The organism is Burkholderia catarinensis (assembly GCF_001883705.2).
In the GTDB taxonomy this organism is placed as follows: domain Bacteria; phylum Pseudomonadota; class Gammaproteobacteria; order Burkholderiales; family Burkholderiaceae; genus Burkholderia; species Burkholderia catarinensis.
In genome coordinates, this window is sequence record NZ_MDEQ02000015.1 from 169211 (window position 1) to 194482 (window position 25272).

General features: G+C 68.4%; 27 protein-coding genes. 23 read left to right on the plus strand and 4 right to left on the minus strand.

The window, feature by feature from the left end:
- Positions 1-105: 105 nt before the first annotated feature.
- The 3 genes from BFF94_RS24310 to flgA form a co-directional block, all read right to left on the minus strand.
- Positions 106-546, minus strand: coding sequence for a flagella synthesis protein FlgN (locus BFF94_RS24310; RefSeq protein WP_048248327.1), 441 nt, complete (start codon positions 544-546; stop codon positions 106-108).
- An 89-nt stretch (positions 547-635) separates the two neighbouring features.
- Positions 636-965, minus strand: a complete 330-nt coding sequence (gene flgM / locus BFF94_RS24315; protein ID WP_128849448.1) for a flagellar biosynthesis anti-sigma factor FlgM — start codon at positions 963-965, stop codon at positions 636-638.
- A gap of 118 nt (positions 966-1083) precedes the next feature.
- The gene (gene flgA / locus BFF94_RS24320; RefSeq protein WP_219139951.1) at positions 1084-2307 is read right to left on the minus strand and encodes a flagellar basal body P-ring formation chaperone FlgA; all 1224 of its coding nucleotides are present in this window, start codon (positions 2305-2307) and stop codon (positions 1084-1086) included.
- A gap of 204 nt (positions 2308-2511) precedes the next feature.
- On the opposite strand from flgA, the gene flgB reads away from it, so the two are divergent.
- The 13 genes from flgB (at position 2512) to BFF94_RS24385 (ending at position 15953) form a co-directional block, all read left to right on the plus strand.
- Entirely contained in the window at positions 2512-3000 is a 489-nt protein-coding gene (gene flgB, locus BFF94_RS24325) for a flagellar basal body rod protein FlgB (protein WP_128844646.1), read from the plus strand.
- Positions 3001-3040: 40 nt separating this feature from the next.
- Entirely contained in the window at positions 3041-3466 is a 426-nt protein-coding gene (flgC, locus tag BFF94_RS24330) for a flagellar basal body rod protein FlgC (protein WP_128844648.1), read from the plus strand.
- Between the two features lie 55 nt (positions 3467-3521).
- Entirely contained in the window at positions 3522-4277 is a 756-nt protein-coding gene (locus BFF94_RS24335) for a flagellar hook assembly protein FlgD (RefSeq protein ID WP_128844650.1), read from the plus strand.
- Positions 4278-4304: 27 nt separating this feature from the next.
- A complete protein-coding gene (gene flgE / locus BFF94_RS24340; RefSeq protein ID WP_128844652.1) occupies positions 4305-5546 on the plus strand; it encodes a flagellar hook protein FlgE in 1242 nt (413 codons plus the stop codon).
- A 20-nt stretch (positions 5547-5566) separates the two neighbouring features.
- Positions 5567-6325 carry a flagellar basal-body rod protein FlgF gene (flgF, locus tag BFF94_RS24345; RefSeq protein ID WP_128844654.1) on the plus strand — a complete coding sequence of 253 codons (759 nt, stop codon included), beginning with the start codon at positions 5567-5569 and terminating at the stop codon, positions 6323-6325.
- A gap of 34 nt (positions 6326-6359) precedes the next feature.
- Entirely contained in the window at positions 6360-7148 is a 789-nt protein-coding gene (flgG, locus tag BFF94_RS24350) for a flagellar basal-body rod protein FlgG (protein ID WP_096471959.1), read from the plus strand.
- Positions 7149-7169: 21 nt separating this feature from the next.
- Complete coding sequence (flgH, locus tag BFF94_RS24355; protein ID WP_128844656.1) at positions 7170-7859, plus strand: flagellar basal body L-ring protein FlgH; 690 nt, start codon at positions 7170-7172, stop codon at positions 7857-7859.
- Positions 7860-7864: 5 nt separating this feature from the next.
- Positions 7865-9049, plus strand: coding sequence for a flagellar basal body P-ring protein FlgI (locus BFF94_RS24360; RefSeq protein ID WP_128844658.1), 1185 nt, complete (start codon positions 7865-7867; stop codon positions 9047-9049).
- Entirely contained in the window at positions 9050-10027 is a 978-nt protein-coding gene (flgJ, locus tag BFF94_RS24365) for a flagellar assembly peptidoglycan hydrolase FlgJ (protein ID WP_219139952.1), read from the plus strand.
- A 221-nt stretch (positions 10028-10248) separates the two neighbouring features.
- On the plus strand, positions 10249-11004 hold the full coding sequence (locus tag BFF94_RS24370) for a flagellar brake protein (RefSeq protein ID WP_128843228.1): 756 nt from the start codon (positions 10249-10251) through the stop codon (positions 11002-11004).
- Positions 11005-11200: 196 nt separating this feature from the next.
- Complete coding sequence (flgK, locus tag BFF94_RS24375) at positions 11201-13132, plus strand: flagellar hook-associated protein FlgK (RefSeq protein WP_128843229.1); 1932 nt, start codon at positions 11201-11203, stop codon at positions 13130-13132.
- 17 nt (positions 13133-13149) lie between these two features.
- Positions 13150-14385, plus strand: a complete 1236-nt coding sequence (flgL, locus tag BFF94_RS24380) for a flagellar hook-associated protein FlgL (RefSeq protein WP_128843230.1) — start codon at positions 13150-13152, stop codon at positions 14383-14385.
- A 260-nt stretch (positions 14386-14645) separates the two neighbouring features.
- Complete coding sequence (locus tag BFF94_RS24385) at positions 14646-15953, plus strand: solute carrier family 23 protein (RefSeq protein ID WP_128843231.1); 1308 nt, start codon at positions 14646-14648, stop codon at positions 15951-15953.
- A 40-nt stretch (positions 15954-15993) separates the two neighbouring features.
- Here BFF94_RS24385 and BFF94_RS24390 read toward each other — a convergent pair whose 3' ends face one another.
- Entirely contained in the window at positions 15994-16878 is an 885-nt protein-coding gene (locus BFF94_RS24390; protein WP_219139953.1) for a transcriptional regulator GcvA, read from the minus strand.
- A gap of 96 nt (positions 16879-16974) precedes the next feature.
- Between BFF94_RS24390 and BFF94_RS24395 the strand changes: the two genes are divergently transcribed.
- The 10 genes from BFF94_RS24395 (at position 16975) to BFF94_RS24440 (ending at position 25185) form a co-directional block, all read left to right on the plus strand.
- Positions 16975-17607 carry a chromate transporter gene (locus BFF94_RS24395; RefSeq protein WP_219139954.1) on the plus strand — a complete coding sequence of 211 codons (633 nt, stop codon included), beginning with the start codon at positions 16975-16977 and terminating at the stop codon, positions 17605-17607.
- Positions 17604-18131 (plus strand): chromate transporter, encoded by a 528-nt coding sequence (locus tag BFF94_RS24400; protein ID WP_065499028.1) that lies wholly within the window; start codon positions 17604-17606, stop codon positions 18129-18131. Before BFF94_RS24395 ends, BFF94_RS24400 begins: the two co-directional genes overlap by 4 nt.
- A gap of 57 nt (positions 18132-18188) precedes the next feature.
- Complete coding sequence (locus BFF94_RS24405) at positions 18189-18914, plus strand: YoaK family protein (protein WP_128843232.1); 726 nt, start codon at positions 18189-18191, stop codon at positions 18912-18914.
- Positions 18915-19349: 435 nt separating this feature from the next.
- On the plus strand, positions 19350-20471 hold the full coding sequence (locus BFF94_RS24410) for a porin (protein WP_128843233.1): 1122 nt from the start codon (positions 19350-19352) through the stop codon (positions 20469-20471).
- Positions 20472-20846: 375 nt separating this feature from the next.
- A complete protein-coding gene (locus BFF94_RS24415) occupies positions 20847-21074 on the plus strand; it encodes a hypothetical protein (RefSeq protein ID WP_128843234.1) in 228 nt (75 codons plus the stop codon).
- Positions 21075-21318: 244 nt separating this feature from the next.
- On the plus strand, positions 21319-22674 hold the full coding sequence (gene gor, locus BFF94_RS24420) for a glutathione-disulfide reductase (protein ID WP_128843523.1): 1356 nt from the start codon (positions 21319-21321) through the stop codon (positions 22672-22674).
- A 358-nt stretch (positions 22675-23032) separates the two neighbouring features.
- Positions 23033-23209 (plus strand): hypothetical protein, encoded by a 177-nt coding sequence (locus tag BFF94_RS24425; protein WP_158061960.1) that lies wholly within the window; start codon positions 23033-23035, stop codon positions 23207-23209.
- Positions 23210-23312: 103 nt separating this feature from the next.
- The gene (locus BFF94_RS24430; protein ID WP_128843522.1) at positions 23313-23990 is read left to right on the plus strand and encodes a CsgG/HfaB family protein; all 678 of its coding nucleotides are present in this window, start codon (positions 23313-23315) and stop codon (positions 23988-23990) included.
- Between the two features lie 75 nt (positions 23991-24065).
- A complete protein-coding gene (locus BFF94_RS24435; RefSeq protein ID WP_128843521.1) occupies positions 24066-24509 on the plus strand; it encodes a DUF4810 domain-containing protein in 444 nt (147 codons plus the stop codon).
- Positions 24510-24519: 10 nt separating this feature from the next.
- On the plus strand, positions 24520-25185 hold the full coding sequence (locus BFF94_RS24440; RefSeq protein WP_128843520.1) for a DUF799 domain-containing protein: 666 nt from the start codon (positions 24520-24522) through the stop codon (positions 25183-25185).
- The last annotated feature ends 87 nt before the right edge of the window (positions 25186-25272 follow it).

Consider the following 25272-nt stretch of genomic DNA (forward strand, 5'->3'; position numbering starts at 1 on the left):
ATCAGAGGGGACCGTGGATGCCGGGTTCGAGCCCGGTCTGTCGAAACGTGAAAGGCCGCAACGGCGGCGAGATGCGGTAAGTGCCGCGGCGGCGCCGTCGGCCGGTCAGCGCGTCAGCGCCGACACGCGCCCGTCGGGGCCGTAGACGCCGGCCGGCGCGGGCGCCGAGCGCAGCACCGCGAGCGCGCGCTCGTTATAGTCCATCCGGATCCGGATCAGCATTCCGTTGTTCGCATTGGCCTGGCGCGCCCGTTCGGCGGCCTGCTGCAGCAGTTGCCAGCGGCCGGCGAGGCGCGCATCGCGCTCGGCGGCCTGGTCCATCCCCTTCTTGCCGGACGGAAAGCCGAGCGCGGAAAGCTGGGTGTCGCGCGTGCGTTCGAGCTGCGCGAGCCGGTCGATCAGCGCGCTTTTCTTCTCGACGATCCCGGGCAGCATCTCGAGCGGCTCGGCCGTCGTCAGCGCCTTTTCCTCGTAGACGAGCAGGGACGCGAACGCCTCGACCGTCGCGTGTTCGTCGTTGACCGTGGCCAGCAGCTCTTCTCTCATCGCGTCATGCTCGTCGTGCCGGCGCGCGCGGTTGGGCGCGCCGGCAAACCGGGGGACCGGCCAGGGCCTGTTCAGCGACCTGGGCCGGCTCAGCTGCCCTGCGGGCGCTGCTGCTGCAGCAGCTCGCGGGCGGTGTTCAATACGCCGTCGGCAATCTTGTTCGCGTCGATCGTCAGCGTGCCGTTGTTCAGCGCGTCCTTGATCGACTGGACCAGGCCCGTGTCGATATCGGCGTCGCCGGACGCGGATACCGAACGCAACTGGCCGGACAGCCCCGACAGGTTCACGCTCGCATCGCCGCCGGTCGATCCTGCGTCGGCTGCCTGCGCGGACGACTGGGCCGTGCCGGATTGCGGACGGGTCGCGCCGTTGCCGGTCGACGCGAGGGGGCTCGGGTTCGGAGTGGAATCGATCTTCACGATGGGTTTCCTGTACGGTTTGACCCAGATAACGGCCGGGTCGGCCCGAACTTTAGCATCGTGAGCCCTGGATTCTCCGAATAAACAATTCTTTACAATCTTCCGGCGAGATCTGTACCTACAGCGGAATTTCCACGGTGCCGGCGTCCTTGACGATCGCGGTGACGATCTGGCCCGCCGCCATCCGCACCCGCACCGACTGGCCGGGCGCCGCATTCGCGAGCACGCTGCCCTCGGCCGAAATCGTGAAGCCGGGCCCGGCCGCGACGACCCGCACCGTCTGGCCGGCCGACACCGACGCCGCGCTCTTCAGCATGTCCTGCCGCAGCGGCAGCCCGGCCGAGATGCGCGCGAGCGCGATCGAGCCGATCGCCTGCGCCGGATCGGTGATCACCGCGAGCGGCAGCACCGTCAGGTCGCCGTCGCGCGCGACCAGGTCGGCGGCGCCCAGCGGCTCGCCGGGCGCGATCTGGCGCGCGGCTACATAGTAGGTGGCCTGCACGGCGACCTTCGCCTGCAGGTAGACGGTCCACGGCCGCTCGCCCGCGCAGCGCACGCCGACGGTCGTGCGGCCCCACAGGCGCGCGCCGGTCGGCAGGAACGGTTCGAGCGTCGTGCACGCGGCGAGCCCGCGCGGAAACGCGGTCGCGACCGTCGCGGTGGTCTTGCCGGGCAGGCCCGCGAGCTGCTGCTGCAGGAACGCGAGGGCCGCGCGCCGGATGGTGTCGGGGTCCTGCTGGCCGGGCGGCGTCGCGGGCTGGGCCGCGGGGGCCGCCGCGGCCGGGCTGGCGGAAACCGCCGCCGCGCGCGGTGCCGGTGCGGCCGACGCGACGCGGGTCGCCGCCATGCGCGCGGCGACTGCCGGCTGCGGTGCCGGCCGTGCGGGATTCGACGCGGGCTCGGCCGTGCCGGCGACGACCGTCGCGATGGCGACGGGATCGGCGGCGCGGGGCGCGCCGTAGCCGGCGTTCGCGCGGGCGGCTGCGTAGACACGGGCCGGCGCGGCGGCCGGCGGCGGGACGTTCGTCACGACCATCGTTCCGGCTGGTTGTGCCGCGGCGCTGTGGATCGCGGCACCGGCCGCGCCGGTCGCCGCACGCCCCGCGTCCGGCGCGATGCCCGGAACCGAAGCCATCCCCGGATTCCCGCCAAACTGCCCGCCGCTCGCCGCATTGGCGTGCGCGAGCGCGGTTTCGGCCGTCTCGCCGTGTCCGGGAATCACGATCATCCCGTCGTCCGCGTGCGCGGCCGGTGCCGCGATCCACAGCGCCGCTGCGAGCGCAAACGCACGCCGGACGTGCGCGAGCCGCCCGTTTCTGCCGCGAAGTGCGCTGCCAGTCATCGCCGTATCCCCGATCCGTTGCTCCGCTTCGCATTCTAGGGAGCGGGGCCGCCGCGCAAACGATGAATAGAGGGGGCCTTTGCCGCGTTATTCGCCCGATTGCCGGTTGCGTCCGACGCCTACCATCGCTGTCATGGAAAAAAGCCTCTCGGGTCGCCATCCGGTGCGAGGGGCGTGCAGCGCTTCATACGGAGAGACGCACACATGCTGGACAAACTCGATGCGGAATTCGCGTTCGGCCGACAGGCGCTCGACGTGCGCGCCTACCGGCAGGAACTGCTGTCGTCGAACATCGCGAACGCCGACACGCCCGGCTACCAGGCCCGCGACGTCGATTTCGCGTCGACGCTCGCGCGCTCGCTGAAACAGACGAACGGCGGCCTCGCGCCGAGCAACGCCGCGCAACTGCCGATGGCGCAGCCGGCCGGCGTGACGAGCGGCATGTCGATGGTGTCGACGGCGGCGGGCCACATGGCCGGCACGGCGAAGCTGATCCCGACGGGCGGCCCGTCGGACGACTACGGCCGCGCGCAGTACCGGATGCCGCTGCAGCCGTCGCTCGACGGCAACACGGTCGATCTCGACGTCGAGCGCGTGCAGTTCGCGAACAACGCGCTGCACTACGAGACCGGGATGACCGTGATGACCCAGCAGATCAAGTCGATGATCGCCGCGATCACGACGAACTCGTAAGCGCCGCTTCCGAACCCGGGCACAAGCACAAGGAGCCTCCATGCCTTCGTTGATGAACATCTTCGGCGTCGCCGGTTCGGCGCTGTCCGCGCAATCGCAGCGCCTGAACGTCACCGCGTCGAACCTCGCGAACGCCGACAGCGCCACCGGCCCCGACGGCAAGCCGTACAAGGCCAAGCAGGTCGTGTTCGCGACCGACCCGATCGGCGGCGCGCGCACCGCGTCCGGCCAGGGCGTGGGCGGCGTGCGCGTGACGAAGGTGGTCGACGACCCGTCGCCGATGAAGTCGACCTACGACCCGGCGAACCCGGCCGCCGACGCGACCGGCTACGTGCAGATGCCGAACGTCGATCCGGTGCAGGAGATGGTGAACATGATCTCGGCGTCGCGTTCGTACCAGGCCAACGTCGAGACGCTGAACACCGCGAAGACGCTGATGCTCAAGACGCTGACGATCGGCTCGTAAGCCGCGCGCCGACCGACCTTACAGACCCGACAGTTCCGACAGAAGGCCACCCAGGATGACTTCCACCAGCACGACGATCGGCAGCAACGGCACGAACGTGTCGACCCTGCCGACCGACACGATGAACACCAACAAGGTGTCGTCGACCAACGGCACGTCGGCGAGCGACCTGCAGGCGACGTTCCTGAAGCTGCTCGTCACGCAGCTGCAGAACCAGGATCCGACCAGCCCGGTCGACAGCTCGCAGATGACGTCGCAGCTCGCGCAGATCAACACGGTGAGCGGCATCGCGCAGCTGAACACGTCGCTCACGTCGCTGTCGACGCAGCTCGCGGCCGGCCAGCAGACGCAGGCCGCGCTGCTGATCGGCACCAACGTGCTCGCGCCGGGCAACGCCGTCGCGGTGAAGAGCGGCGCGGCGTCGCCGTTCGGCGTGTCGCTGGCGAGCTCGGTGTCGAACCTGACGATCACCGTGAAGAACTCGGCGGGCGCCGTCGTGAACACGATCAACGCGGGCGCGCAGTCGGCCGGCACCGTGCCGTTCAACTGGAAGCCGACCGACGCGGCGGGCAACGCGCTGCCGGACGGCAAGTACACCGTCAGCGCGTCGTACACCGACAGCAACGGCACGCCGCAGCCCGCCACGACGCTCGCGGCCTCGCAGGTGCAGAGCGTGATCAAGCAGGCGGACGGCACGGCGGGGCTCGTGCTGTCGAACGGCACGACGGTGGGGCTCACCCAGGTTGCGTCGATTTTCCCGAACACCACGTCGTCTGCGTCGTCTTCGTCCGGCGACGCTACCACCAACTGATCGAGCTTTCTCGAAACGGAGACCGAAATGGGTTATCAACAGGGTCTGAGCGGCCTCGCCGGCGCATCGAACGCGCTCGACGTGATCGGCAACAACATCGCCAACGCGAACACGGTCGGCTTCAAGTCGAGCACCGCGCAGTTCGCCGACATGTACGCGAACTCGGTCGCGACGTCGACCAACACGCAGATCGGCATCGGCACGTCGCTCGCGTCGGTGCAGCAGCAGTTCGGCCAGGGCACGATCAATACGACGAACTCGTCGCTCGACGTCGCGATCAACGGCAACGGCTTCTTCCAGATGTCGAACAACGGCGTGACGACGTACTCGCGCGACGGCACGTTCCAGCGCGACAAGAACGGCTACATCGTCAACTCGCAGGGCCTGAACCTGATGGGTTACATGGCCGACAAGAACGGCGTGATCAACACCGCGCAGACCGTGCCGCTGCAGGCGCCGACGACCAACATCGCGCCGACTGCGACGACCAAGATCAACGGCCAGTTCAACCTGAACTCGCAGGACACGGTGCCGGCCAAGACGCCGTTCAGCGCGACCGACAACACGACGTACAACTACTCGACGTCGATCCAGGTGTACGACTCGCTCGGCGGCTCGCAGGCGGTCAACATGTACTTCGTGAAGTCGGCGGCCGGCACGTGGGAAGCGTACGCGGGCGTCCAGGGCGGCGCCACGACCGATCTCGGCACGGTCACGTTCGATTCGTCGGGCGCGATCAAGAGCACGACGACGGGCACGCCGGCTGCGCCGACCACGTCGCTCGGCCAGTTCCAGTTCACCGTGCCGAACACCGACGGCTCGGCGACGCCGCAGAGCCTCACGCTCGACCTGACCGGCACGACGCAGTACGGCGGCAAGGACGGCGTGAACAACCTTGCGCAGGACGGCTATGCGAGCGGCACGCTGACGACCTACTCGATCGGCACCGACGGCAAGCTGACCGGCAACTACTCGAACGGCCAGACCGCCGTGCTCGGCGAGATCGCGCTCGCGAACTTCAACAACCCGAACGGGCTGGCCAACCTCGGCGGCAACCAGTATGCGCAGACCGCCGCCTCGGGCGTGCCGCAGGTCTCCGCGCCGGGCAGCACGAACCACGGCACGCTGCAGGGCAGCGCGCTCGAGAACTCGAACGTCGACCTCACGTCGCAGCTCGTGAACCTGATCACCGCGCAGCGCAACTACCAGGCGAACGCGCAGACGATCAAGACGCAGCAGACCGTCGACCAGACGCTCATCAACCTGTGACGCACGGATAACCGGCAGCCATGGACCGACTGATCTACACGGCGATGACGGGCGCGTCGCAGTCGCTCGACCAGCAGGCGATCGTCGCGAACAACCTCGCGAACGCATCGACGACGGGCTTTCGCGCGCAGCTTGCGACGTATCGCGCGGTGCCGATGAACTTCGGCGACGGCAGTACGATCGACCCGACGACGACGCGCACCTACGTGCTCGCGTCGACGCCCGGTGCGGATTACGCGCCGGGTCCGATCACGCGCACCGGCAATCCGCTCGACGTCGCGGTGCAGGGCGCCGGCTGGCTGTCGGTGCAGCTCGCCGACGGCAGCGAGGCGTACACGCGCGCCGGCAACCTGCACGTCGACGAGAACGGCCAGCTCGTCAACGCGAGCAACCTGCCGGTGGTCGGCAACGGCGGCCCGATCTCGGTGCCGCCGAACGCGGAAGTGACGATCGGCAAGGACGGCACGGTGTCCGCGCTGATGCCGGGCGACCCGCCGACGGCGGTCGCGATCGTCGACCAGATGAAGCTCGTCAATCCCGATCCGGCCACGCTCACGCGCGGCAACGACGGGTTGTTCCGCACCGCCGACGGCAATCCGGCCGACGCCGACCCGAACGTGGTCGTCACGCCGAGTTCGCTCGAAGGCAGCAACGTCAACCCGGTGACCGCGATGGTCGCGATGATCGACAACGCGCGTGCGTTCCAGCTTCAGTCGAAGCTGATCCAGACGGCCGACCAGAACGAGCAGTCGGCGAACCAGCTGCTCAATTTCAGCTGAGCGCCCGCGCCAGCCTACGCAGGAGACCTTACAAGTGAACCGTTCGCTCTACATCGCCGCCACCGGCATGAATGCGCAGCAGGCGCAGATGGACGTGATTTCGAACAACCTCGCGAACACCAGCACGAACGGCTTCAAGGCGTCGCGCGCGGTGTTCGAGGATCTGCTTTACCAGACCATCCGCCAGCCCGGCGCGAACTCGACGCAGCAGACCGAGCTGCCGTCGGGCCTGCAGCTCGGCACCGGCGTGCAGCAGGTCGCGACCGAGCGCCTGTACACGCAGGGCGGCCTCACGCAGACCGGCAACTCGAAGGACGTCGCGATCAACGGCGCGGGCTTCTTCCAGGTGCTGATGCCGGACGGCACGAACGCGTACACGCGCGACGGCTCGTTCCAGACCAACGCGCAGGGCCAGCTCGTCACGTCGAGCGGCTACCAGATCCTGCCGGCGATCACCGTGCCGCAGAACGCGCAGTCGCTGACGATCGGCAAGGACGGCGTCGTGTCGGTCACGCAGCCGGGCTCGGGCAACGCGGTGCAGATCGGCTCGCTGCAGATCGCGACCTTCATCAACCCGGCCGGCCTCGAGGCGCGCGGCGAGAACCTGTTCTCCGAGACCACGTCGTCGGGCGCGCCCAACGTGTCGCAGCCGGGGCTGAACGGCGCGGGCGTGCTCAACCAGGGCTATGTCGAGGCGTCGAACGTGAACGTCGTGCAGGAACTCGTCAACATGATCCAGACGCAGCGTGCCTACGAGATCAACAGCAAGGCCGTGACGACGTCCGACCAGATGCTGCAGACCGTCACGCAGATGAAGAGCTAACCGGAAAGTCCCGTCGTCGCCATGAAGCAGGTTCGCCTTCTCCCGTCAGCCACCGTCCGCGCCGCGTGCGCGGTCGCGGTGGCGGCGCTCGCCGGTTGCGCGCAGATCCCGCGTGATCCGATCATCCAGCAGCCGATGACGGCGCAGCCGCCGATGCCGATGTCGATGCAGGCGCCCGGCTCGATCTACAACCCCGGCTACGCGGGGCGGCCGCTGTTCGAGGACCAGCGGCCGCGCAACGTCGGCGACATCCTGACGATCATGATCGCGGAGAACATCAACGCGACCAAGTCGTCGGGCGCGAACACGAACCGGGCGGGCAATACCGACTTCAATGTGCCGACGGCCGGCTTCCTCGGCGGGTTGTTCGCGAAGGCGAACCTGTCGGCGGCCGGCAACAACAAGTTCGCGGCGACCGGCGGCGCGAGCGCGGCGAACACGTTCAACGGCACGATCACGGTGACCGTCACCGGCGTGCAGCCGAACGGCAACCTCGTGGTCAGCGGCGAGAAGCAGATGCTGATCAACCAGGGCAACGAATTCGTGCGTTTCTCGGGCGTCGTCAACCCGAACACGATCTCGGGCGCGAACTCCGTCTACTCGACGCAGGTCGCCGACGCGAAGATCGAATACTCGTCGAAGGGCTACATCAACGAAGCCGAGACGATGGGCTGGCTGCAGCGCTTCTTCCTCAACATCGCGCCGTGGTGATGACGATGCAGACGACCCTGTTCAACCGCCTGTCGGCCCGCGCGCATGCCGCCGCGCGGCTCGCCGTCGCGTTCGCGGCGCTCGCCGCGGCCTGCGCGTTCGGCGCGGCGAGCGCGCACGCGGAACGCCTGAAGGATCTCGCGCAGATCCAGGGCGTGCGCGACAACCCGCTGATCGGCTATGGCCTCGTCGTCGGCCTCGACGGCACGGGCGACCAGACGATGCAGACGCCGTTCACGACGCAGACGCTCGCGAACATGCTCGCGAACCTCGGCATCTCGATCAACAACGGTTCGGCCAACGGCGGCGCGTCGCAACTGAGCAACATGCAGCTGAAGAACGTCGCGGCCGTGATGGTGACGGCCACGCTGCCGCCGTTCGCGCGGCCCGGCGAGGCGCTCGACGTCACCGTGTCGTCGCTCGGCAACGCGAAGAGCCTGCGCGGCGGCACGCTGCTGCTCACGCCGCTGAAGGGCGCGGACGGGCAGGTGTATGCGCTCGCGCAGGGCAACATGGCGGTCGGCGGCGCGGGCGCCAGCGCGAACGGCAGCCGCGTGCAGGTGAACCAGCTCGCGGCCGGCCGGATCGTCGGCGGCGCGATCGTCGAGCGTTCGGTGCCGAACGCGATCGCGCAGATGAACGGCGTGCTGCAGCTGCAACTGAACGACATGGACTACGGCACCGCGCAGCGGATCGTGTCCGCGGTCAACTCGAGCTTCGGCCCGGGCACCGCGACGGCGCTCGACGGCCGCACGATCCAGCTCGCGGCGCCGGCCGACTCGGCGCAGCAGGTCGCGTTCATGGCGCGGCTGCAGAACCTCGACGTGAGCCCGGACAAGGCCGCGGCGAAGGTGATCCTGAACGCGCGCACCGGCTCGATCGTGATGAACCAGATGGTCACGCTGCAGAGCTGCGCGGTCGCGCACGGCAACCTGTCGGTCATCGTCAACACGCAACCGGTGGTATCGCAGCCGGGGCCGTTCTCGAACGGGCAGACGGTGGTGGCGCAGCAGTCGCAGATCCAGCTCAAGCAGGACAACGGCGCGCTGAAGATGGTGACGGCCGGCGCGAATCTCGCCGACGTCGTGAAGGCGCTAAACACGCTCGGCGCGACGCCCGCGGACCTGATGTCGATCCTGCAGGCGATGAAGGCGGCCGGCGCGTTGCGCGCGGACCTGGAGGTCATCTAAATGGCAGCTAACCTTCCGAACGCGAACGATCTCACGCAGCGCTTCGCGCTCGACGTGCAGGGTTTCGACGCGCTGCGCGCGCAGGCGAAGCAGTCGCCGCAGGCCGGCGCGAAGGCGGTCGCGGGCCAGTTCGACGCGATGTTCACGCAGATGATGCTCAAGAGCATGCGCGACGCGTCGCCCGACGGCGGGCTGCTCGATTCGCATACGTCGAAAATGTATACGTCGATGCTCGACCAGCAGCTCGCGCAGCAGATGTCAAAGCGCGGGATCGGCGTCGCCGACGCGCTGATGAAGCAGTTGTTGCGCAATGCGGGGCAGGGCACGGGCAGCGACACGGCGGCCGACGTCGGCGGCCTGGGCGCCGCCGGCCCCGGCACGGCCGGCAACGAAGGCAGCCTCGCCGCGATGAACGCGATGGCGAAGGCCTACGCGAACGCGGCGAACAACGGCGCGCTCGCCGGCGCGCGCGGCTACTCGGGCGGCAGCGCGCTGACGCCGCCGCTGAAGGGCGCGAGCGGCGTGCAGGACGCCGACGCGTTCGTCGACCGGCTCGCGGGCCCCGCGCAGGCGGCCAGCGCGTCGACGGGCATCCCGGCACGCTTCATCGTCGGCCAGGCCGCGCTCGAATCGGGCTGGGGCAAGCGCGAGATCCGCGCGACCGACGGCTCGACCAGCTACAACGTGTTCGGCATCAAGGCGAACAAGGGCTGGACGGGGCGCACCGTATCGGCGCTGACGACCGAGTACGTGAACGGCTCGCCGCGCCGCGTGGTCGCGAAGTTCCGCGCATACGACTCGTACGAGCACGCGATGACCGATTACGCGAACCTGCTGAAGAACAATCCGCGCTATTCGGGCGTGCTGAGCGCGAGCCGCAGCGTCGAAGGCTTCGCGCACGGGATGCAGAAAGCCGGTTACGCGACCGACCCGAACTACGCGAAGAAGCTGATCTCGATCATGCAGCAGATCGGCTGACGGGTCCGCCCGCCGCCACCTGTCGTTTCCCCCTCGAACCGCGCCCGGCAGCCCGCCGCGCGCGGTTTCAACGTTTGCGCGAAAAAAATCCCCAAATCGATCTAAACTTTCGGTCAGCACTGCCGCTAAGTGTGAGAGACCTGCGACCGGGCCCCCGTTCTGGCCCGGTTTTACTGCGCACCGGTTGTCCGGGCGCCCATGACAAGAAAGACCGGCTAGCCATGAATATCGAAACGTCGACGGACCCCAGCCTGGATGCAGGCCACTCCGGGCCCGACTATGCCCGCCGCAATCCTCTGGAAATCGGCGTGCAGCTGCGCAACCTCGTGAACCGCGGCGATTTCCTGACCGTCCAGTATCCGGGCGGCCAGCTCGTCACGCGCCTGCTCGAGGTCGACGTCGGCGCGCGGACGTTCACGTTCGACTGGGGCGCGCTGTCCGAGCAGAACGCCGGCATCCTCGGCGCGTCGCACTGCACGTTCGCGGCCTCGCCGGAGGGTGTGCGCGTCGAATTCACCACGGGCACGCCGCGCGAGACGCGCTACGAAGGGCTGCCCGCGTTCGTCGCCGATTTCCCCGACGTGCTGGTCTGCATCCAGCGCCGCGAATATTTCCGCGTCGACGCGCCGATCGTCGATCCGTTCCTGTGCCGCGGCAAGCTGCCGGACGGCGAGAGCTTCCTGTTCGAGGTGCACAACCTGTCGCTCGGCGGGGTGGGGCTGCGCACGGCCGACGAACGCGTCGAGGCGCTCGAGGTCGGCACGCTGCTGCCCGACGTCGAGCTCGAGCTGACCGGCCACGGCAAGCTGTCGCTCGACCTGCAGCTCGTGTCGCAGCGTTCGACGCAGTTGCCGAACGGGTCGCGGCGCTACCAGCTCGGCTTTCGCTACATGTCGCTGCCGGGCAGCGCGGAGAACACGCTGCAGCGGCTGATCACGCAGCTAGAAATGAAGCGCCGCTCGCTCGCGCGGGCCTGACGCGCCAAGCGGCTGCCGGCCCGCACGGGGCCGCCCGCGTATCGGTTCCGGCCCCGATCGCCGGATGCTTCGGCCGGCGCCGCGCGCGCCGCGCGTCGCGCGTGCATTTTTCCCTCAATTTTTTCGATCCGCGGCCGTTATACCGGGAGTTACGCAACCCGGCGGCCGCAGCGCGGCCGGCTCTTCAGGATCGCGCATGTCCAACACACTCATGAACCTCGGCGTCAGCGGCCTGAATGCCGCGATCTGGGGCCTCACGACGACCGGCCAGAACATCAGCAACGCCGCGACGCCGGGCTATTCGGTCGAACGGCCCGTGTACGCCGAGGCGAGCGGCCAGTACACGAGCAGCGGTTACATGCCGCAGGGCGTGAGCACCGTCACCGTGCAGCGGCAGTACAGCCAGTACCTGAGCGACCAGCTGAACGGCGCGCAGACGCAGGGCGGCGCGCTGTCGACGTGGTATTCGCTCGTCACGCAGCTGAACAACTACGTCGGCAGCCCGACGGCCGGTATCTCGACCGCGATCACGAACTACTTCACCGGGCTGCAGAACGTCGCGAACAGCGCGTCCGATTCGTCGGTGCGGCAGACCGCGATGAGCAATGCGCAGACGCTCGCGAACCAGATCACGGCGGCCGGCCAGCAGTACGACGCGCTGCGCCAGAGCGTGAACACGCAGCTCACCAGCACCGTGACGCAGATCAACGCGTACACCACGCAGATCGCGCAACTGAACCAGCAGATCGCGTCCGCGAGCAGCCAGGGCCAGCCGCCGAACCAGCTGATGGACCAGCGCGACCTCGCGGTGTCGAACCTGTCGAACCTCGCGGGCGTGCAGGTCGTGCGCAACAGCGACGGCTACAGCGTGTTTCTCGCGGGCGGCACGCCGCTCGTCGTCGCGGACAAGAGCTACCAGCTCGCGGCCGTCACGTCGCCGTCCGATCCGAGCGAGCTGACCGTCGTGTCGCAGGGCATCGCCGGCACGAACCCGCAGGGGCCGAACCAGTTCCTGTCCGACGCGTCGCTGTCGGGCGGCACGCTCGGCGGCCTGCTTGCGTTCCGCAGCCAGACGCTCGATCCGGCCGAAGCCCAGCTCGGCGCGATCGCGACCAGCTTCGCCGCGCAGGTCAACGCGCAGAACGCGCTCGGCATCGACCTGTCGGGCAAGGTGGGCGGCAACCTGTTCCAGACCGGCGCGCCGATAACGTATGCGAACCAGGGCAATACCGGCAACGCGGCGCTGTCCGTGTCGTTCGCGAACGCATCGCAGCCGACCACGGGCGACTACACGCTGGCGTACGACGGCAGCAAATACACGCTGACCGATCGCGCGAGCGGCACGACCGTCGGCACCGCGACCTCGATGCCGGCGTCGATCGGCGGGCTGAACTTCTCGTTCTCGTCCGGCTCGATGAGCGCCGGCGACCAGTTCACCGTGCAGCCGACGCGCGGCGCGCTGAACGGCTTCGGCCTCGCGACGTCGAGCGGCTCGGCGATCGCGGCGGCGGCGCCGTACGTGCCGTCGGCCACGACGACGAACACGGGCACCGGCACGATCGGCGGCCTGTCGGTCACGAGCGCGACGGCCGCGGCCAATGCGCACAACTACACGATCACGATGGGCGGCACCTCGGCCGCGCCGACCTACACGGTCACCGACAATACCGTCGTACCGCCGGCGACCACTGCCGCGCAGCCGTACCAGGCCGGCACGCCGATCACGCTGACGGCCGGCGTCACGGTGACGGTGTCGGGCTCGCCGGCGGTGGGCGACACGTTCAAGGTCGCGCCGAACACGGGCGGCACGAACGACGGCAGCAACGCGCTCGCGCTGTCGAAGCTCGTCAACTCGAAATCGTTCGGCAACGGTTCGACCACGCTGACCGGCGCGTACGCGAACTATGTGAACGGCATCGGCAACACGACGAGCCAGCTGAAGTCGTCGAGCGCCGCGCAGACCGCGCTGGTCGGCCAGATCACGTCCGCGCAGCAGTCGGTGTCGGGCGTGAACCAGAACGAGGAAGCGGCCAACCTGATGCAGTACCAGCAGCTCTACCAGGCGAACGCGAAGGTGATCCAGACGGCGTCGACGCTGTTCCAGACCGTGCTTGGCCTGTTCAACTGATTTCGGGGTTCGAAGCGATGCGGATTTCCACCACCCAGTTCTACCAGATGAACGTCGCCCAGATGAGCGACCAGCAGGCGCAGCTCTCGCAGCTGTACCAGCAGATCTCGAGCGGCGTGAGCCTCGCGACGCCGGCCGACAACCCGCTCGGCGCGGCGCAGGCCGTGCAGCTGTCGATGACGTCGGCGACGCTGTCGCAGTACGCGTCGAACCAGAACACCGCGCTGTCGTCGCTGCAGAAGGAAGACCAGACGCTCACGAGCGTCAACGACCTGCTGAACAGCATTCATACGGTCGTGATCCGGGCCGGCGACGGCTCGCTGTCCGACAGCGACCGCTCGGCGCTGTCGACGCAGCTGCAGGGCTATCGCGACCAGTTGCTGACGCTCGCGAACTCGACGGACGGCTCGGGCAACTACCTGTTCTCGGGTTTCCAGTCGACCACCGCGCCGTTCTCGAACGCGGCGGGCGGCGGCGTGACCTACAGCGGCGACGCGGGCACGCGCGAGGTGCAGATTGCCGATACGCGCGCGATCTCGCAGAGCGACAACGGCGCGAACGTGTTCCTGTCGGTGCCGATGCTCGGCAGCCAGCCGGTGCCGCTCGCGGGCGCGGGCAACACGGGCACGGGCACGATCGGCGGCGTGTCGATCACGAGCCCGTCGGCCGCGACCAACGCGGACCAGTTCACGATCGCGTTCGCCGGCACGGCGGCCGCGCCGACCTATACGGTGACCGACAACTCGGCCGTGCCGCCGACCACGACCGCGGCCCAGCCGTATTCGGCCGGCGCCGGGATCGCGCTGGGCAACGGCCTGTCGGTGCCCGTGTCGGGAGCGCCCGCCCCCGGCGACACGTTCACGGTCACGCCCGCGCCGAAGGCCGGCACCGACGTGTTCGCGGCGCTCGACACGATGATCGCCGCGCTGAAGGTGCCGATCAGCAGCAACACGGTTGCCGCGACCGCGCTCGCGAACGCGATGACCACCGGCACGACGAAGCTGAACAACATGATGACGAACGTCCTCACCGTGCAGGCGTCGGTCGGCGGCCGCGAGCAGGAAGTCAAGGCGATGCAGACGGTGAACCAGACCAACACGCTGCAGATCTCCAGCAACCTGGCCGACCTGACGAGCACCAACATGGTGTCGACGATCAGCCAGTTCCTGCAGATGCAGAACGCGCTGACGGGCTCGCAGAAGGCTTACGCCCAGTTGCAGAACCTGTCGCTGTTCCAGTACATCAATCCGTGATGCACGACGCGCCGGCCGCGATGTGAGTGCACGCTTACTTCGTTGCCGGCGCCCACCGCCTCCCGCGCATCGCGCGCGGACGGGCGCTTCACCGGGCCGCGCAGTCGCGCACCGGTTCCCGCATGCAGCAAGCCGTGCCCCGCGCTTGCCGGCACCGCGTGTCAGTCCGCTTGCCAGCCCCATTTCCGCTCCGTAAACTCGCGCCAGATTCCAGACCGGCGCATCCTTCGCAGCCGGCGACCGACAGGAGCCCTTTCCCCATGTCCGATTCCTACTTCCCGCGCTGGCGGATGCAATCGACCGGCGCGGCGTCGCGCGTGGTCGGCCCCGACGAGCGCCTGGCGTGGCCGCAGATGGTCGCGATGGGCGTGCAGCACGTCGTCGCGATGTTCGGCTCGACCGTGCTCGCGCCGCTGCTGATGGGCTTCGACCCGAACCTGTGCATCTTCATGTCGGGCATCGGCACGCTGCTGTTCTTCGTGCTGGTCGGCGGCCGGGTGCCGAGCTACCTCGGCTCGAGCTTCGCGTTCATCGGCCTCGTGATCGCGGTGACGGGCTACGGCGGCAGCGGCCCGAACCCGAACATCCCGGTCGCGCTCGGCGGGATCGTCGCGTGCGGCGTCGTGTACGTCGCGCTCGGCGCGCTGGTGCAGGCGATCGGCACGCGCTGGATCGAGGCGCTGATGCCGCCCGTCGTCACCGGCGCGGTCGTCGCGGTGATCGGGCTGAACCTCGCGCCGATCGCGGTCAAGGGCGTGTCGGCGTCGACCTTCGACTCGGTGATGGCGCTCGTCACGGTGCTGTGCGTCGGCGGCGTCGCGGTGTTCGCGCGCGGGATGATGCAGCGCCTGCTGATCCTGATCGGGCTCGTGATCGCGTACGCGATCTACGCGGTCGCGACCAACGGAATGGGCCTCGGCAAGCCGATCGACTTCTCGATCGTCACGCACGCCGCGTGGTTCGGCATCCCGTCGTTCCACGCGCCGGTGTTCGACCCGCATGCGATGCTGATGCTCGCGCCGATCGCGGTGATCCTCGTTGCCGAGAACCTCGGCCACATCAAGGCCGTCAGCGCGATGACCGGCCAGAATCTCGACCGCTACATCGGCCGCGCGTTCATCGGCGACGGGCTGGCGACGATCGTGTCGGGCAGCGTCGGCGGCACCGGCGTGACGACCTACGCGGAAAACATCGGCGTGATGGCTGTCACGCGCATCTATTCGACGCTCGTGTTCGTGGTGGCTGCGCTGATCGCGATCCTGCTCGGCTTCTCGCCGAAGTTCGGCGCGGTGATCCAGACGATCCCGGGCCCCGTGCTCGGCGGCGTGTCGATCGTCGTGTTCGGGCTGATCGCGGTGACGGGCGCGCGGATCTGGGTCGTCAACAAGGTCGACTTCTCCGACAACCGCAACCTGATCGTCGCGGCCGTCACGCTGGTGCTCGGCGCCGGCGACTTCTCGCTGAAGCTCGGCGGCTTCGGGCTCGGCGGGATCGGCACCGCGACGTTCGGCGCGATCATCCTGTACGCGATCCTGCGCAAGGAAAAGGAATCGGGCCCGGTGGTCTGAACGAAATACGGGCGGCGCAATGCCGCCCGCCGGCGCCCACTCACGCGCCGATATTCGACTGCGCCTGCAGCCACGCGCAGAACTGCGCGACGAGCGGATCGTCGGCCGGCGCGCGCGGCGCGATCCACCAGTAGCTGCGCGTCGCGATGCGCGGCCCGGGCAGCGGCATCACGAGCCGGCCGCTCGCGAGTTCGTCGTCGATCAGCGGCAACGGGCCGAGCGCGACGCCGAGCCCGTCGACGGCCGCCTGCAGCGCCAGGTAGAAATGGTCGAACGACTGCCGCTTGCGCCCCTTCATCGCCACGCCGGCCGCCGCGAACCAGTCGCGCCAGCCTTCCGGCCGCGTATCCGAATGCAGCAGCACGTGCCGCGCGAGGTCGTCAGCGCGCGCGATCGGCGCGCGTTTGAGCAGCGCGGGGCTGCAGACCGGGATCACGCTTTCGTCGAGGAAGTGGCCGCTCGTGCAGTTCGGCCAGTGGCCGGGGCCGCGGCGGATCGCGACATCGAAGCCGTCGAGTGTGTCGAGCGGCGCGTTCGACGTCGACAGCTTCAGCTCGACGTTCGGCACGTCGCGCTGGAACCGCGACAGGCGCGGCAGCAGCCATTTCATCGCGAAGGTCGGCAGCGCATTGATGCGCAGCACGCGCGCCGCGCCGGTGTTGCGCAACTGCTCGGTCGCGTGCGCGATGCTGTCGAACGCCGCGCGCACGGTGTCCAGGTAGCGGCGGCCTTCGTCGGTGAGCTTCACGCGCTTGCCGTAGCGGTGGAACACCGGCTTGCCGAGCCACGCCTCGAACGCGGCGATCTGCCGGCTGATGGCACCGTGGGTCACATGCAGCTCGTCGCCGGCGGCGCTGAAGCTTTCATGTCGTGCCGCGGCTTCAAAGGCCCGAAGCGCGGAAAAGGGCGGGAGATCGCGTGCCATGCTTGTGATTCTAGATCACAAGGGCGCGCCGATAAAATCGTTTTGCCGGAATCCGGAACGGCGGTAACCTCGGCTCACCGTTTGATGAGGAGCCCCATGCAATCCGTTGCCCCGCCGCCTGCCGCGCCACCCCGCAGCGTCGGCCTCGCCGAGCTGTTCACCGGTTTCCTGTCGCTCGGCCTCATGTCGTTCGGCGGCGCGCTGCCGTTCGCGCGGCGCACGATCGTCGACGAGCGCAAGTGGCTCTCCGCCGACGAATTCACCGATCTGCTCGGCCTGTGCCAGTTCCTGCCGGGCGGCAACGTGATCAACCTGTCGGTTGCCGTCGGCATGCGCTTTCGCGGCGTCGCCGGTGCGTTCGCGGGCATTCTCGGGCTGATCGCGGGCCCGACGCTCGTCGTCGTCGCGCTCGGCGTGCTGTACGCGAAGACGCAGAGCGATCCGCACGTGCAGCACCTGTTCGCGGGGCTCGCCGCCGCGGCCGCCGGGCTGCTCGTCGCGATGGCCGTGAAGGTCGCGAAGCCGCTGCGGCACGCGCGTGCGGCGGCCGGCATCGCGGCGCTCGCGTTCGTCGCGATCGCGGTGCTGCGCCTCCCGCTGCTGACCACGATGCTCGTGCTGACGCCCGTCAGCGTGTGGCTCGCGTCGCGGCGCCGGGGCGCGGGTACGCCGCAGTCCGCATCCGCATCCGCGCCCGCAGGCGACGCGCAGCACGGAGGCCGGCCATGAACGACACGCTGGTCGCGATCGCGACGATCTTCAGCCAGTTGTCGCTGCTCGCATTCGGCGGCGGCAACACGATCCTGCCGGAGATGCAGCGGCAGGTCGTCGACGTGCATCACTGGATGAGCGCGCACGAGTTCACCGCGCTGTTCGCGCTGGCCCAGGCGGCGCCGGGGCCGAACATGATGATCGTGTCGCTGGTCGGGTGGCACGTGGCCGGCTGGGCCGGGCTGCTCGTCGCGTCGCTCGCGAAGTTCGGGCCGTCGTCGATCGTCACGGTACTCGCGCTGCATGCGTGGGAGCGCTTTCGCGACCGGCCGTGGCGCCGCTACGTGCAGCAGGGGATGATGCCCGTCACGGCCGGGCTCGTCGCGGCGAGCGCGGTGCTGATCTCCGAGGCATCGAACCGCACGGCGATCCAGTGGGGCATCACGGCCGCGTGCGCGGTGCTCGCGTGGCGCACGCGCATCCATCCGCTGTGGCTGCTTGCCGGCGGCGCGCTGATCGGGCTCACGGGCATCGGGCAGTGAGCGGCGCCAAGTAGCCTTCCGTGCGCCATACTGGCGCGAATCTTCACGGGAGGATCGATGGATCTCGACGGCGCCAGCCGCAATCTCACTGTCGCCGCGTTGCTGACGCTGTCCGGCGGCTACCTCGACGCGTACACGTACGTCGGCCACGGCCATGTGTTCGCGAACACGATGACCGGCAACGTCGCGCTGCTCGGCATCAACCTGTCGGCCGGCGAATGGGCCGCCGCGCTGCATCACGTGCCGCCGCTCGTCGGCTTCGTGATCGCGGTGTTCGTCGCGCACCTGCTCGGCCTCGCCGCGCAGCGCGGCTGGATGCGGCACACGGCGTTCACGAGCCTGATCGTCGAGATCGCGTTTCTCGGCGTCGCCGCGAGCGGTCTCGTCGGCGCGTCGAGCGCGTGGCTGATTCCGGGCATCTCGTTCGTCGCGACGCTGCAGACGCTGTCGTTCACCCATCTCGAGGAACTGTCGTACACGTCGGTGATGACGACCGGCAACCTGCGGCGCGCCGCGCAGAAGCTGTTCGTCGGGCTGATCCCGCGCTACGACGTGCTCGCGCTGCACGACTCGGCGCTGCTCGCGACGATCAGCTTCTGCTTCCTGGCCGGCGCGGTGGCCGGCGGCCTCGTCACGCGGCTCGTGCCGGATGTCGCGCTGTGGGGCGCCGTACTGCTGCTCGTCGGCGCATTCACGGAGATCGTGCGGCGAGCGTGGCGTCGCGCGGGGAATGGCGGCGGTGGCGACGGCGGGGCCGCGCAAACGGAAACGGAAACCGCCTGACCGGGCGCCCGACGCGGCAGCCGTCGTTGCCGCGTTCCCGATTCGCGGATCCCACGGCGCCCCCGGGGCGCGGGCGGATTGCACCGGCCGCACCCGCTGTCCGCGTTCGCGGCCCGCTCCGCTGGTATCGATCGTGCCGGCCCGCCTGCCGGCGCACGGCTGTTACCCGCGCCGCGCCCGCACCGATCCTTACAGCACCGCGCACGCATGGCGCCGCCGCCGCGATCCGCTCCGTCGGCGCGCGAGGCAGGCCCGGCGCGGGAAACGTTGTTCCCGGGCGACAATCGCGCGATTGCCGCGCATTTCAATTTCTTTCAGCGATTGCAGTCGTCATATGATTCAGGCCACATCGCGCGCGCCAAGAACGTGCGCGATCGCCACCCGGCTGCGCACGCGGCCGGCCATGAACGGAGACACCTACAAATAGGAAAGCTCATGAAGCAGACCACCCGACTCGCAGCCATCGCAGGGGGCGCCGCGCTCGCATTCGCCAGCCAGTACGCGGCGGCACAAAGCTCGGTCACGCTCTGGGGCGTCGCCGACGCCAGCATCCGTTACCTGACCAACGCGAACGCCAAGAACGACGGCCTGCTGTCGATGACCAACGGCGCGATCACCAACAGCCGCTTCGGGATCTACGGCACGGAAGACCTCGGCGGCGGCCTGAAGGCCGTGTTCAACCTCGAGAGCGGCGTGAACCTGCAGAACGGCGCATTCGCCGACAGCGGCCGCCTGTTCAACCGCGCGGCGTACGTCGGCCTGCAGAGCCCGTACGGCACGGTGACCCTCGGCCGCCAGAAGACGCCGCTGTTCGACCTGCTGTCGGACACCTACGATCCGCTGACGGTCGGCAACTACCTCGAGAACGCATGGCTGCCGGTCGCACTCGGCGGCGGCCTGTATGCGGACAACCAGATCAAGTACACGGGCAAGTTCGACGGCCTGACCGCGAAGGCGATGTACTCGACCGGCACCAACTACGAATCGACCGGCACCGGCGGCTTCTCGGGCCAGATTCCGGGTTCGCTCGGCAAGGGCAATGCATGGGGCGTGTCGCTGTCGTACGTGATGGGCCCGCTCAGCATCGCGGCCGGCGCGCAGCAGAACAGCGACAACTCGGCGCGCAAGCAGACGATCTACCACGCGAACGTCGTGTATGCGTTCAGCAAGGCGAAGATCTACGCGGGCTACCTGCGCTCGAAGGACGACACGGGCTTCGTCGACAGCCTGCTCGCGCAGCAGACGATTCCGGTCGCGAAGGGCACGGGCCGGATCGACGACGGTCCGTTCGCGGGCGTGAGCTGGCAGGTCAGCGCGCCGCTGACGCTGACGGGCGCGTTCTACTACGACCACATGCGCAATGCGATGACCGCGAACGGCACGCTCGCGAGCGGCAACCGCTACGCGGTCGTCGGCATTGCCGAGTATGCGTTGAGCAAGCGCACCGAAGTCTACGGCACCGTCGACTTCAACAAGACGAACGGCGCGGCGAACGTCGAGCTGCCGGGTCGCAGCAACCAGACGGGCATCGCGATCGGCCTGCGCAATATCTTCTGACGAACGTCGGAACGCACGCGCCGGCATTCGCCCGGCGCGCATCGAAGAGGCTCCCGGCGGAGCCTCTTTTTTTTCGTCACGCGGCCTTCATACGCGCGCACGACTATTCGGCAATCGCTCCATTGCGGAAGTCCCGCGCCGTAAGGGATCCGTCGGCATTACGGAACATACTTTTACAGTACGCGCGAAGGCTTTCCGCTACGCTGCGTGCATCGCCCGTTGCGTGCCGCCAGGCTCGCGCGTGCGTCGTTCCGGTGGCGCTCGGCGAGCGCGGCCGGCTTGGTGCGTAACTTGTGTATCCGGTGATGACAATGGCGGTCCGCCGGTTTTTTTCGTGGGACGATGCGCTCACGATTTTCTTGAAAGGGGATGACGATGGGTATCCTGAACACCGTGGGTGAAATCGCTGGTGCGGTCGCAGCTGTCGAAGGCGCGGAAAAGCTGGATCCGGATGCGGGCCTGCTGACCAAGGCGGCCGCGGCCGTCGCCGGTTTCAAGGGCGCGGAAGCGATCGAAGGCTTGCTCGAGAAGAAGGAAGAGAAGCCCGAACAGGCGGCAGACGATACGCAGGCGACGGACGGCAGCGACACGTCGCAGGCATGAGCATGGCGGCTGGTCCGGCCGCGGGCGCGCCCTTCGCGCGCCCGGGCGGACCGGTGCCGCGCGGCCGGCAGGCCGGGCATGCGGTCGATCGGTGACGCATGGCACACCCGCCAGCTGGTTTGACCGGCGAGAGGCAACGTCTCTCGCCGTTTTTTATTGGGCGCGCGCCTCGTCGCGCCGGGCGCCGCACGAATGCCGGAATCTTGCTATCGTGCCTTCATCCGAACTGCGATGAGGGAATGCGATGGATTTCGACTACGACCTGTTCGTCATCGGGGCCGGCTCGGGCGGCGTGAGGCTCGCGCGGATGTCGGCGTCATACGGCGCACGCGTCGGCATAGCGGAAGAAGAGCAGATCGGCGGCACCTGCGTGCTGCGCGGCTGCATCCCGAAGAAGCTGCTCGTCTACGCATCGCACTACCCGCACGAAGTCGAGGACGCGAAGGGCTTCGGCTGGAGCTTCGGCGCCGGCACGCTCGACTGGCCCGCGCTGATCGCCGCGAAGGATCGCGAGATCAACCGGCTGAGCGACATCTACATCAACCTGCTGCGGCAATCGGGCGTCGACATGCACGCGGGGCGCGCGACGCTCGTCGATGCGCACACGGTCGCGATCGGCGCACGCACGATCCGCGCGCGCCACATCGCGATCGCGACCGGCTCGCGCCCGTCGCTGCCGCCGCGGCCCGGCATCGAGCATGCGATCACGTCGCGCGAGGCGCTGTCGCTCGCGACGCTGCCCAAACGCATCGCGGTGGTCGGCGGCGGCTATATCGCGGTCGAGTTCGCGGGCATCTTCAACGGCTTCGGCAGCCACGTCGACCTGTTCTATCGCGGCGAGAAGATCCTGCGCGGCTTCGACGACGACGTGCGCCAGTTCCTGACCGACGAGATGACGAAGCAGGGCGTCGCGATCCATGCGCGCTCGGTGGTCGGGTCGATCGAGCGTGCGGACGACGGCACGCTGGGCGTGCATGTCGGCGATGCGTGGCACGGGCCGTACGACGCGGTGCTCTATGCGACCGGCCGCGTGCCGAATGTCGATGGGCTCGGGCTCGAACAGGTGGGCGTCATGCTCGACGCACACGGCGCGATCGCCGTCGATGCGTATTCGGCGACGTCGGTTGCTTCGATCCATGCGATCGGCGACGTCACGTCGCGGCCGCAGCTCACGCCGGTGGCGACGCGCGACGGCGGGCTGCTGGCACGCACGCTGTTCGGCGGGTCGCGCGTCGCGGCCGATCACGAATACGTGCCGTCGGCCGTGTTCAGCCAGCCCGAGGTCGCGACGGTCGGCCTCACCGAGGCCGATGCGCGTGGCGCGCACGGCGACGTCGACATCTACCGCACGTCGTTCAAGGCGTTGCGCCACACGCTGTCGGGCCGCGACGAGCGCACGATGATGAAGCTCGTCGTCGCGCGCGACAGCCAGCGCGTGGTCGGCGCGCACATGGTCGGCCGCGACGCGGGCGAGATCATCCAGGGCATCGCGATCGCGATTCGCGCGGGCGCGACGAAGGCGCAGTTCGACGACACGATCGGCATCCATCCGACCGCGGCCGAGGAATTCGTGACGATGCGGCAGAAGCTGGCCGACTAGCGGCGGCGCGTCGCCGGCCGCGCGCCGTCGTGCCGGCGGTCGGGGCGGCGCGCAGGTTTGTCGGTGTCGATCGCCATCAGGCTTTCTGTTTTTCCGCAACGATTGTTTTCGACATATTGCGATTCCGCGTCGACGTCTTATTTGGCATTAACCGGCATGCGTGAATTGCCGATAATCCGTCCGCGATGGCCCCCCCGCGAATGACCGATCGCCGTCAGACAGCCTGTCGGGCTTGTCCCGCCCGGGTTCGAGCGATATGCGGTGCAAACAATATGAAAATTCGTCAATTATCTGAAAGAGTATTCGTCTCAATAAATACGTTTGGTATGATCGCGCAAAATCATGAACGGGGCCGATCATGCGCGACCAACAGCGCAATCTTCAGAATAACGGGGTAACGGGCGCCAGCGCGATTCTCGCGTGTTCCGCCGCCTTTCCGCTTTTCGCCGCAACGTCTCCGTTGCGAGCGCATTCCCTTCGCAATCCGTTTTTCGCCGGTGCGGCGCTGAACGCCGCCCGTCGCGTCGCGGATTGACGCGCACGCCGGTCCGTTCGCGCCACACCTGTTCCGAGTGCTGTCTCGTCCACGAGCCGGCGCGCCCGTTCCGGGCATTTTTCCCACGCAAGGAGACCCAGCAGTGAATAACTACACACGACGCACTGTTCTCGTGGCGGCCGCCGTCGTCGCCGTGCTGTCCGGCTGCGCGACCGAGTCGTCGCGCACGCTCGACGTGCCGGCCGTCAGCAGCGCGCAGAAACCGTACGCGGGCAAGCCCGTCGCGATCGCGGTCGGCAAGTTCGACAACCGCTCGAGCTACATGCGCGGCATCTTCTCGGACGGCATCGACCGCCTCGGCGGACAGGCGAAGACGATCCTCGTCACGCGCCTGCAGCAGAGCCGGCGCTTCAACGTGCTCGACCGCGAGAACCTCGACGAGATCAGGCAGGAAGCCGGTTTCATGAAGAAGGCGCAGGCCGTGAAGGGCGCGAACTACGTGGTGACCGGCGACGTGACCGAGTTCGGCCGCAAGGACGTCGGCGACCACCAGCTGTTCGGCATTCTTGGCCGCGGCAAGACGCAGGTCGCGTACGCGAAGGTCAACCTGAACATCGTCGACACGACGACGTCGGAAGTCATCGCATCGAGCCAGGGCGCGGGCGAGTTCAGCCTGTCGAACCGCGAGGTGATCGGCTTCGGCGGCACGGCTGGCTACGACTCGACGCTGAATGGCAAGGTGCTCGACCTTGCGATCCAGGAGGCCGTGAACCATCTCGCCGAGCAGGTCGACGCCGGCGCGCTTAAGACCGCGCCGTAAGCGCCGCGCGCGCCGGGGCCGGCGCGGCAGGCGATCGAATCACCACGACATCAAAACGTCAAAAGAGAAAAGACCATGAAACGGGGTAACTGGCTGCCGGCGACGGCTGCCGCATTGCTGCTCGCCGGCTGCGCGAGCTCCACGCCGCCGCTCTATCAGTGGACGGGCTATCAGCCGCAGGTGTACGAGTACTTCAAGGGGCAGAAGTCGCCGCAGGAGCAGATCGACGCGCTCGAAAAGGCGTTGCAGGACATCCGCGGGAAGGGGCACACGCCGCCGCCGGGCTTCCATGCGCATCTGGGGATGCTGTACGCGAGCGTCGGCAACGAGCAGCAGGCCGAACAGGAACTGCAGGCCGAGAAGCAGCTGTTTCCGGAATCCGCGACCTACATGGATTTCCTGCTGAAGAAGAAAACCGGCGCGCCGAAAGCCGCCGATCCGAAGGCCGCCGCGCAGAAGGGCGCCGGCCAGACGATCGCCGGCCAGAAGAATGCCGATCCGACCTCCGCCAAACAGTGACGCGCCAGCCATGTTCAAGACCCTCTCATTCAAGCTGATGTCCGTGCTGTCGCTCGCCGCGCTGCTGAGCGCGTGCGCGCAGCCGGTGCAACGCCCCGACTACGCGGCGTTCAAGAAGAGCCAGCCGCGCTCGATCCTCGTGCTGCCGCCGGTCAACGAGACGTCCGACGTCGCCGCGACCTACGGGATGCTGTCGCAGATGACGCTGCCGCTCGCGGAATCCGGCTATTACGTCGTGCCGGTTGCGGTGATGGACGAGACCTTCAAGCAGAACGGCCTGACCAACGCGGCCGAGATCCAGGAGACGCCGCCCGCGAAGCTGCGCGAGATATTCGGTGCGGACGCCGCGCTGTACACGAAGGTTTCGCAGTACGGCACCGTGTACCGGATCCTCGCGAGCGCGACGGTCGTGTCGGCGTCGACCAAGCTGGTCGACCTGCGCACCGGCGACGTGCTGTGGCAAGGCCACGCCAGCGCGAGCAGCGATGAAGGCGGCAACAACGGTGGCGGCAGCCTGATCGGCATGCTCGTGATGGCCGCGGTCAAGCAGGTCGCGAATTCGCTGATGGACCAGAGCCACGACGTCGCCGCGTTCACGAGCGGCCGTCTGCTGTCGGCCGGGCCCCCGACCGGCTTGCTGTACGGTCCGCATTCGCCGAAGTACGGCACCGACTGAACGGTGCGCGCTACCGCATCGATGTGACGCAATCGTACGGCCGCGCAGACGCGCGGCCGTTTTGCATGTGCGCGGCGCGTACGCCGT

Bases quoted from the DNA above. Each gene is read 5' to 3' on its own strand.
- flgE (WP_128844652.1), top strand. From the start codon at position 4,305: ATGGGTTATCAACAGGGTCTGAGCGGCCTCGCCGGCGCATCGAACGCG.
- BFF94_RS24385 (WP_128843231.1), top strand. From the start codon at position 14,646: ATGTCCGATTCCTACTTCCCGCGCTGGCGGATGCAATCGACCGGCGCG.
- gor (WP_128843523.1), top strand. From the start codon at position 21,319: ATGGATTTCGACTACGACCTGTTCGTCATCGGGGCCGGCTCGGGCGGC.
- BFF94_RS24405 (WP_128843232.1), top strand. From the start codon at position 18,189: ATGGATCTCGACGGCGCCAGCCGCAATCTCACTGTCGCCGCGTTGCTG.
- BFF94_RS24410 (WP_128843233.1), top strand. From the start codon at position 19,350: ATGAAGCAGACCACCCGACTCGCAGCCATCGCAGGGGGCGCCGCGCTC.
- BFF94_RS24415 (WP_128843234.1), top strand. From the start codon at position 20,847: ATGGGTATCCTGAACACCGTGGGTGAAATCGCTGGTGCGGTCGCAGCT.
- flgF (WP_128844654.1), top strand. From the start codon at position 5,567: ATGGACCGACTGATCTACACGGCGATGACGGGCGCGTCGCAGTCGCTC.
- flgH (WP_128844656.1), top strand. From the start codon at position 7,170: ATGAAGCAGGTTCGCCTTCTCCCGTCAGCCACCGTCCGCGCCGCGTGC.
- BFF94_RS24310 (WP_048248327.1), bottom strand. From the start codon at position 546: ATGAGAGAAGAGCTGCTGGCCACGGTCAACGACGAACACGCGACGGTC.
- flgA (WP_219139951.1), bottom strand. From the start codon at position 2,307: ATGACTGGCAGCGCACTTCGCGGCAGAAACGGGCGGCTCGCGCACGTC.
- BFF94_RS24390 (WP_219139953.1), bottom strand. From the start codon at position 16,878: ATGGCACGCGATCTCCCGCCCTTTTCCGCGCTTCGGGCCTTTGAAGCC.
- BFF94_RS24370 (WP_128843228.1), top strand. From the start codon at position 10,249: ATGAATATCGAAACGTCGACGGACCCCAGCCTGGATGCAGGCCACTCC.
- BFF94_RS24440 (WP_128843520.1), top strand. From the start codon at position 24,520: ATGTTCAAGACCCTCTCATTCAAGCTGATGTCCGTGCTGTCGCTCGCC.
- flgJ (WP_219139952.1), top strand. From the start codon at position 9,050: ATGGCAGCTAACCTTCCGAACGCGAACGATCTCACGCAGCGCTTCGCG.
- flgL (WP_128843230.1), top strand. From the start codon at position 13,150: ATGCGGATTTCCACCACCCAGTTCTACCAGATGAACGTCGCCCAGATG.
- BFF94_RS24425 (WP_158061960.1), top strand. From the start codon at position 23,033: ATGCGCGACCAACAGCGCAATCTTCAGAATAACGGGGTAACGGGCGCC.
- flgC (WP_128844648.1), top strand. From the start codon at position 3,041: ATGCCTTCGTTGATGAACATCTTCGGCGTCGCCGGTTCGGCGCTGTCC.
- BFF94_RS24335 (WP_128844650.1), top strand. From the start codon at position 3,522: ATGACTTCCACCAGCACGACGATCGGCAGCAACGGCACGAACGTGTCG.
- flgK (WP_128843229.1), top strand. From the start codon at position 11,201: ATGTCCAACACACTCATGAACCTCGGCGTCAGCGGCCTGAATGCCGCG.
- flgB (WP_128844646.1), top strand. From the start codon at position 2,512: ATGCTGGACAAACTCGATGCGGAATTCGCGTTCGGCCGACAGGCGCTC.
- BFF94_RS24435 (WP_128843521.1), top strand. From the start codon at position 24,066: ATGAAACGGGGTAACTGGCTGCCGGCGACGGCTGCCGCATTGCTGCTC.
- BFF94_RS24395 (WP_219139954.1), top strand. From the start codon at position 16,975: ATGCAATCCGTTGCCCCGCCGCCTGCCGCGCCACCCCGCAGCGTCGGC.
- BFF94_RS24400 (WP_065499028.1), top strand. From the start codon at position 17,604: ATGAACGACACGCTGGTCGCGATCGCGACGATCTTCAGCCAGTTGTCG.
- BFF94_RS24360 (WP_128844658.1), top strand. From the start codon at position 7,865: ATGCAGACGACCCTGTTCAACCGCCTGTCGGCCCGCGCGCATGCCGCC.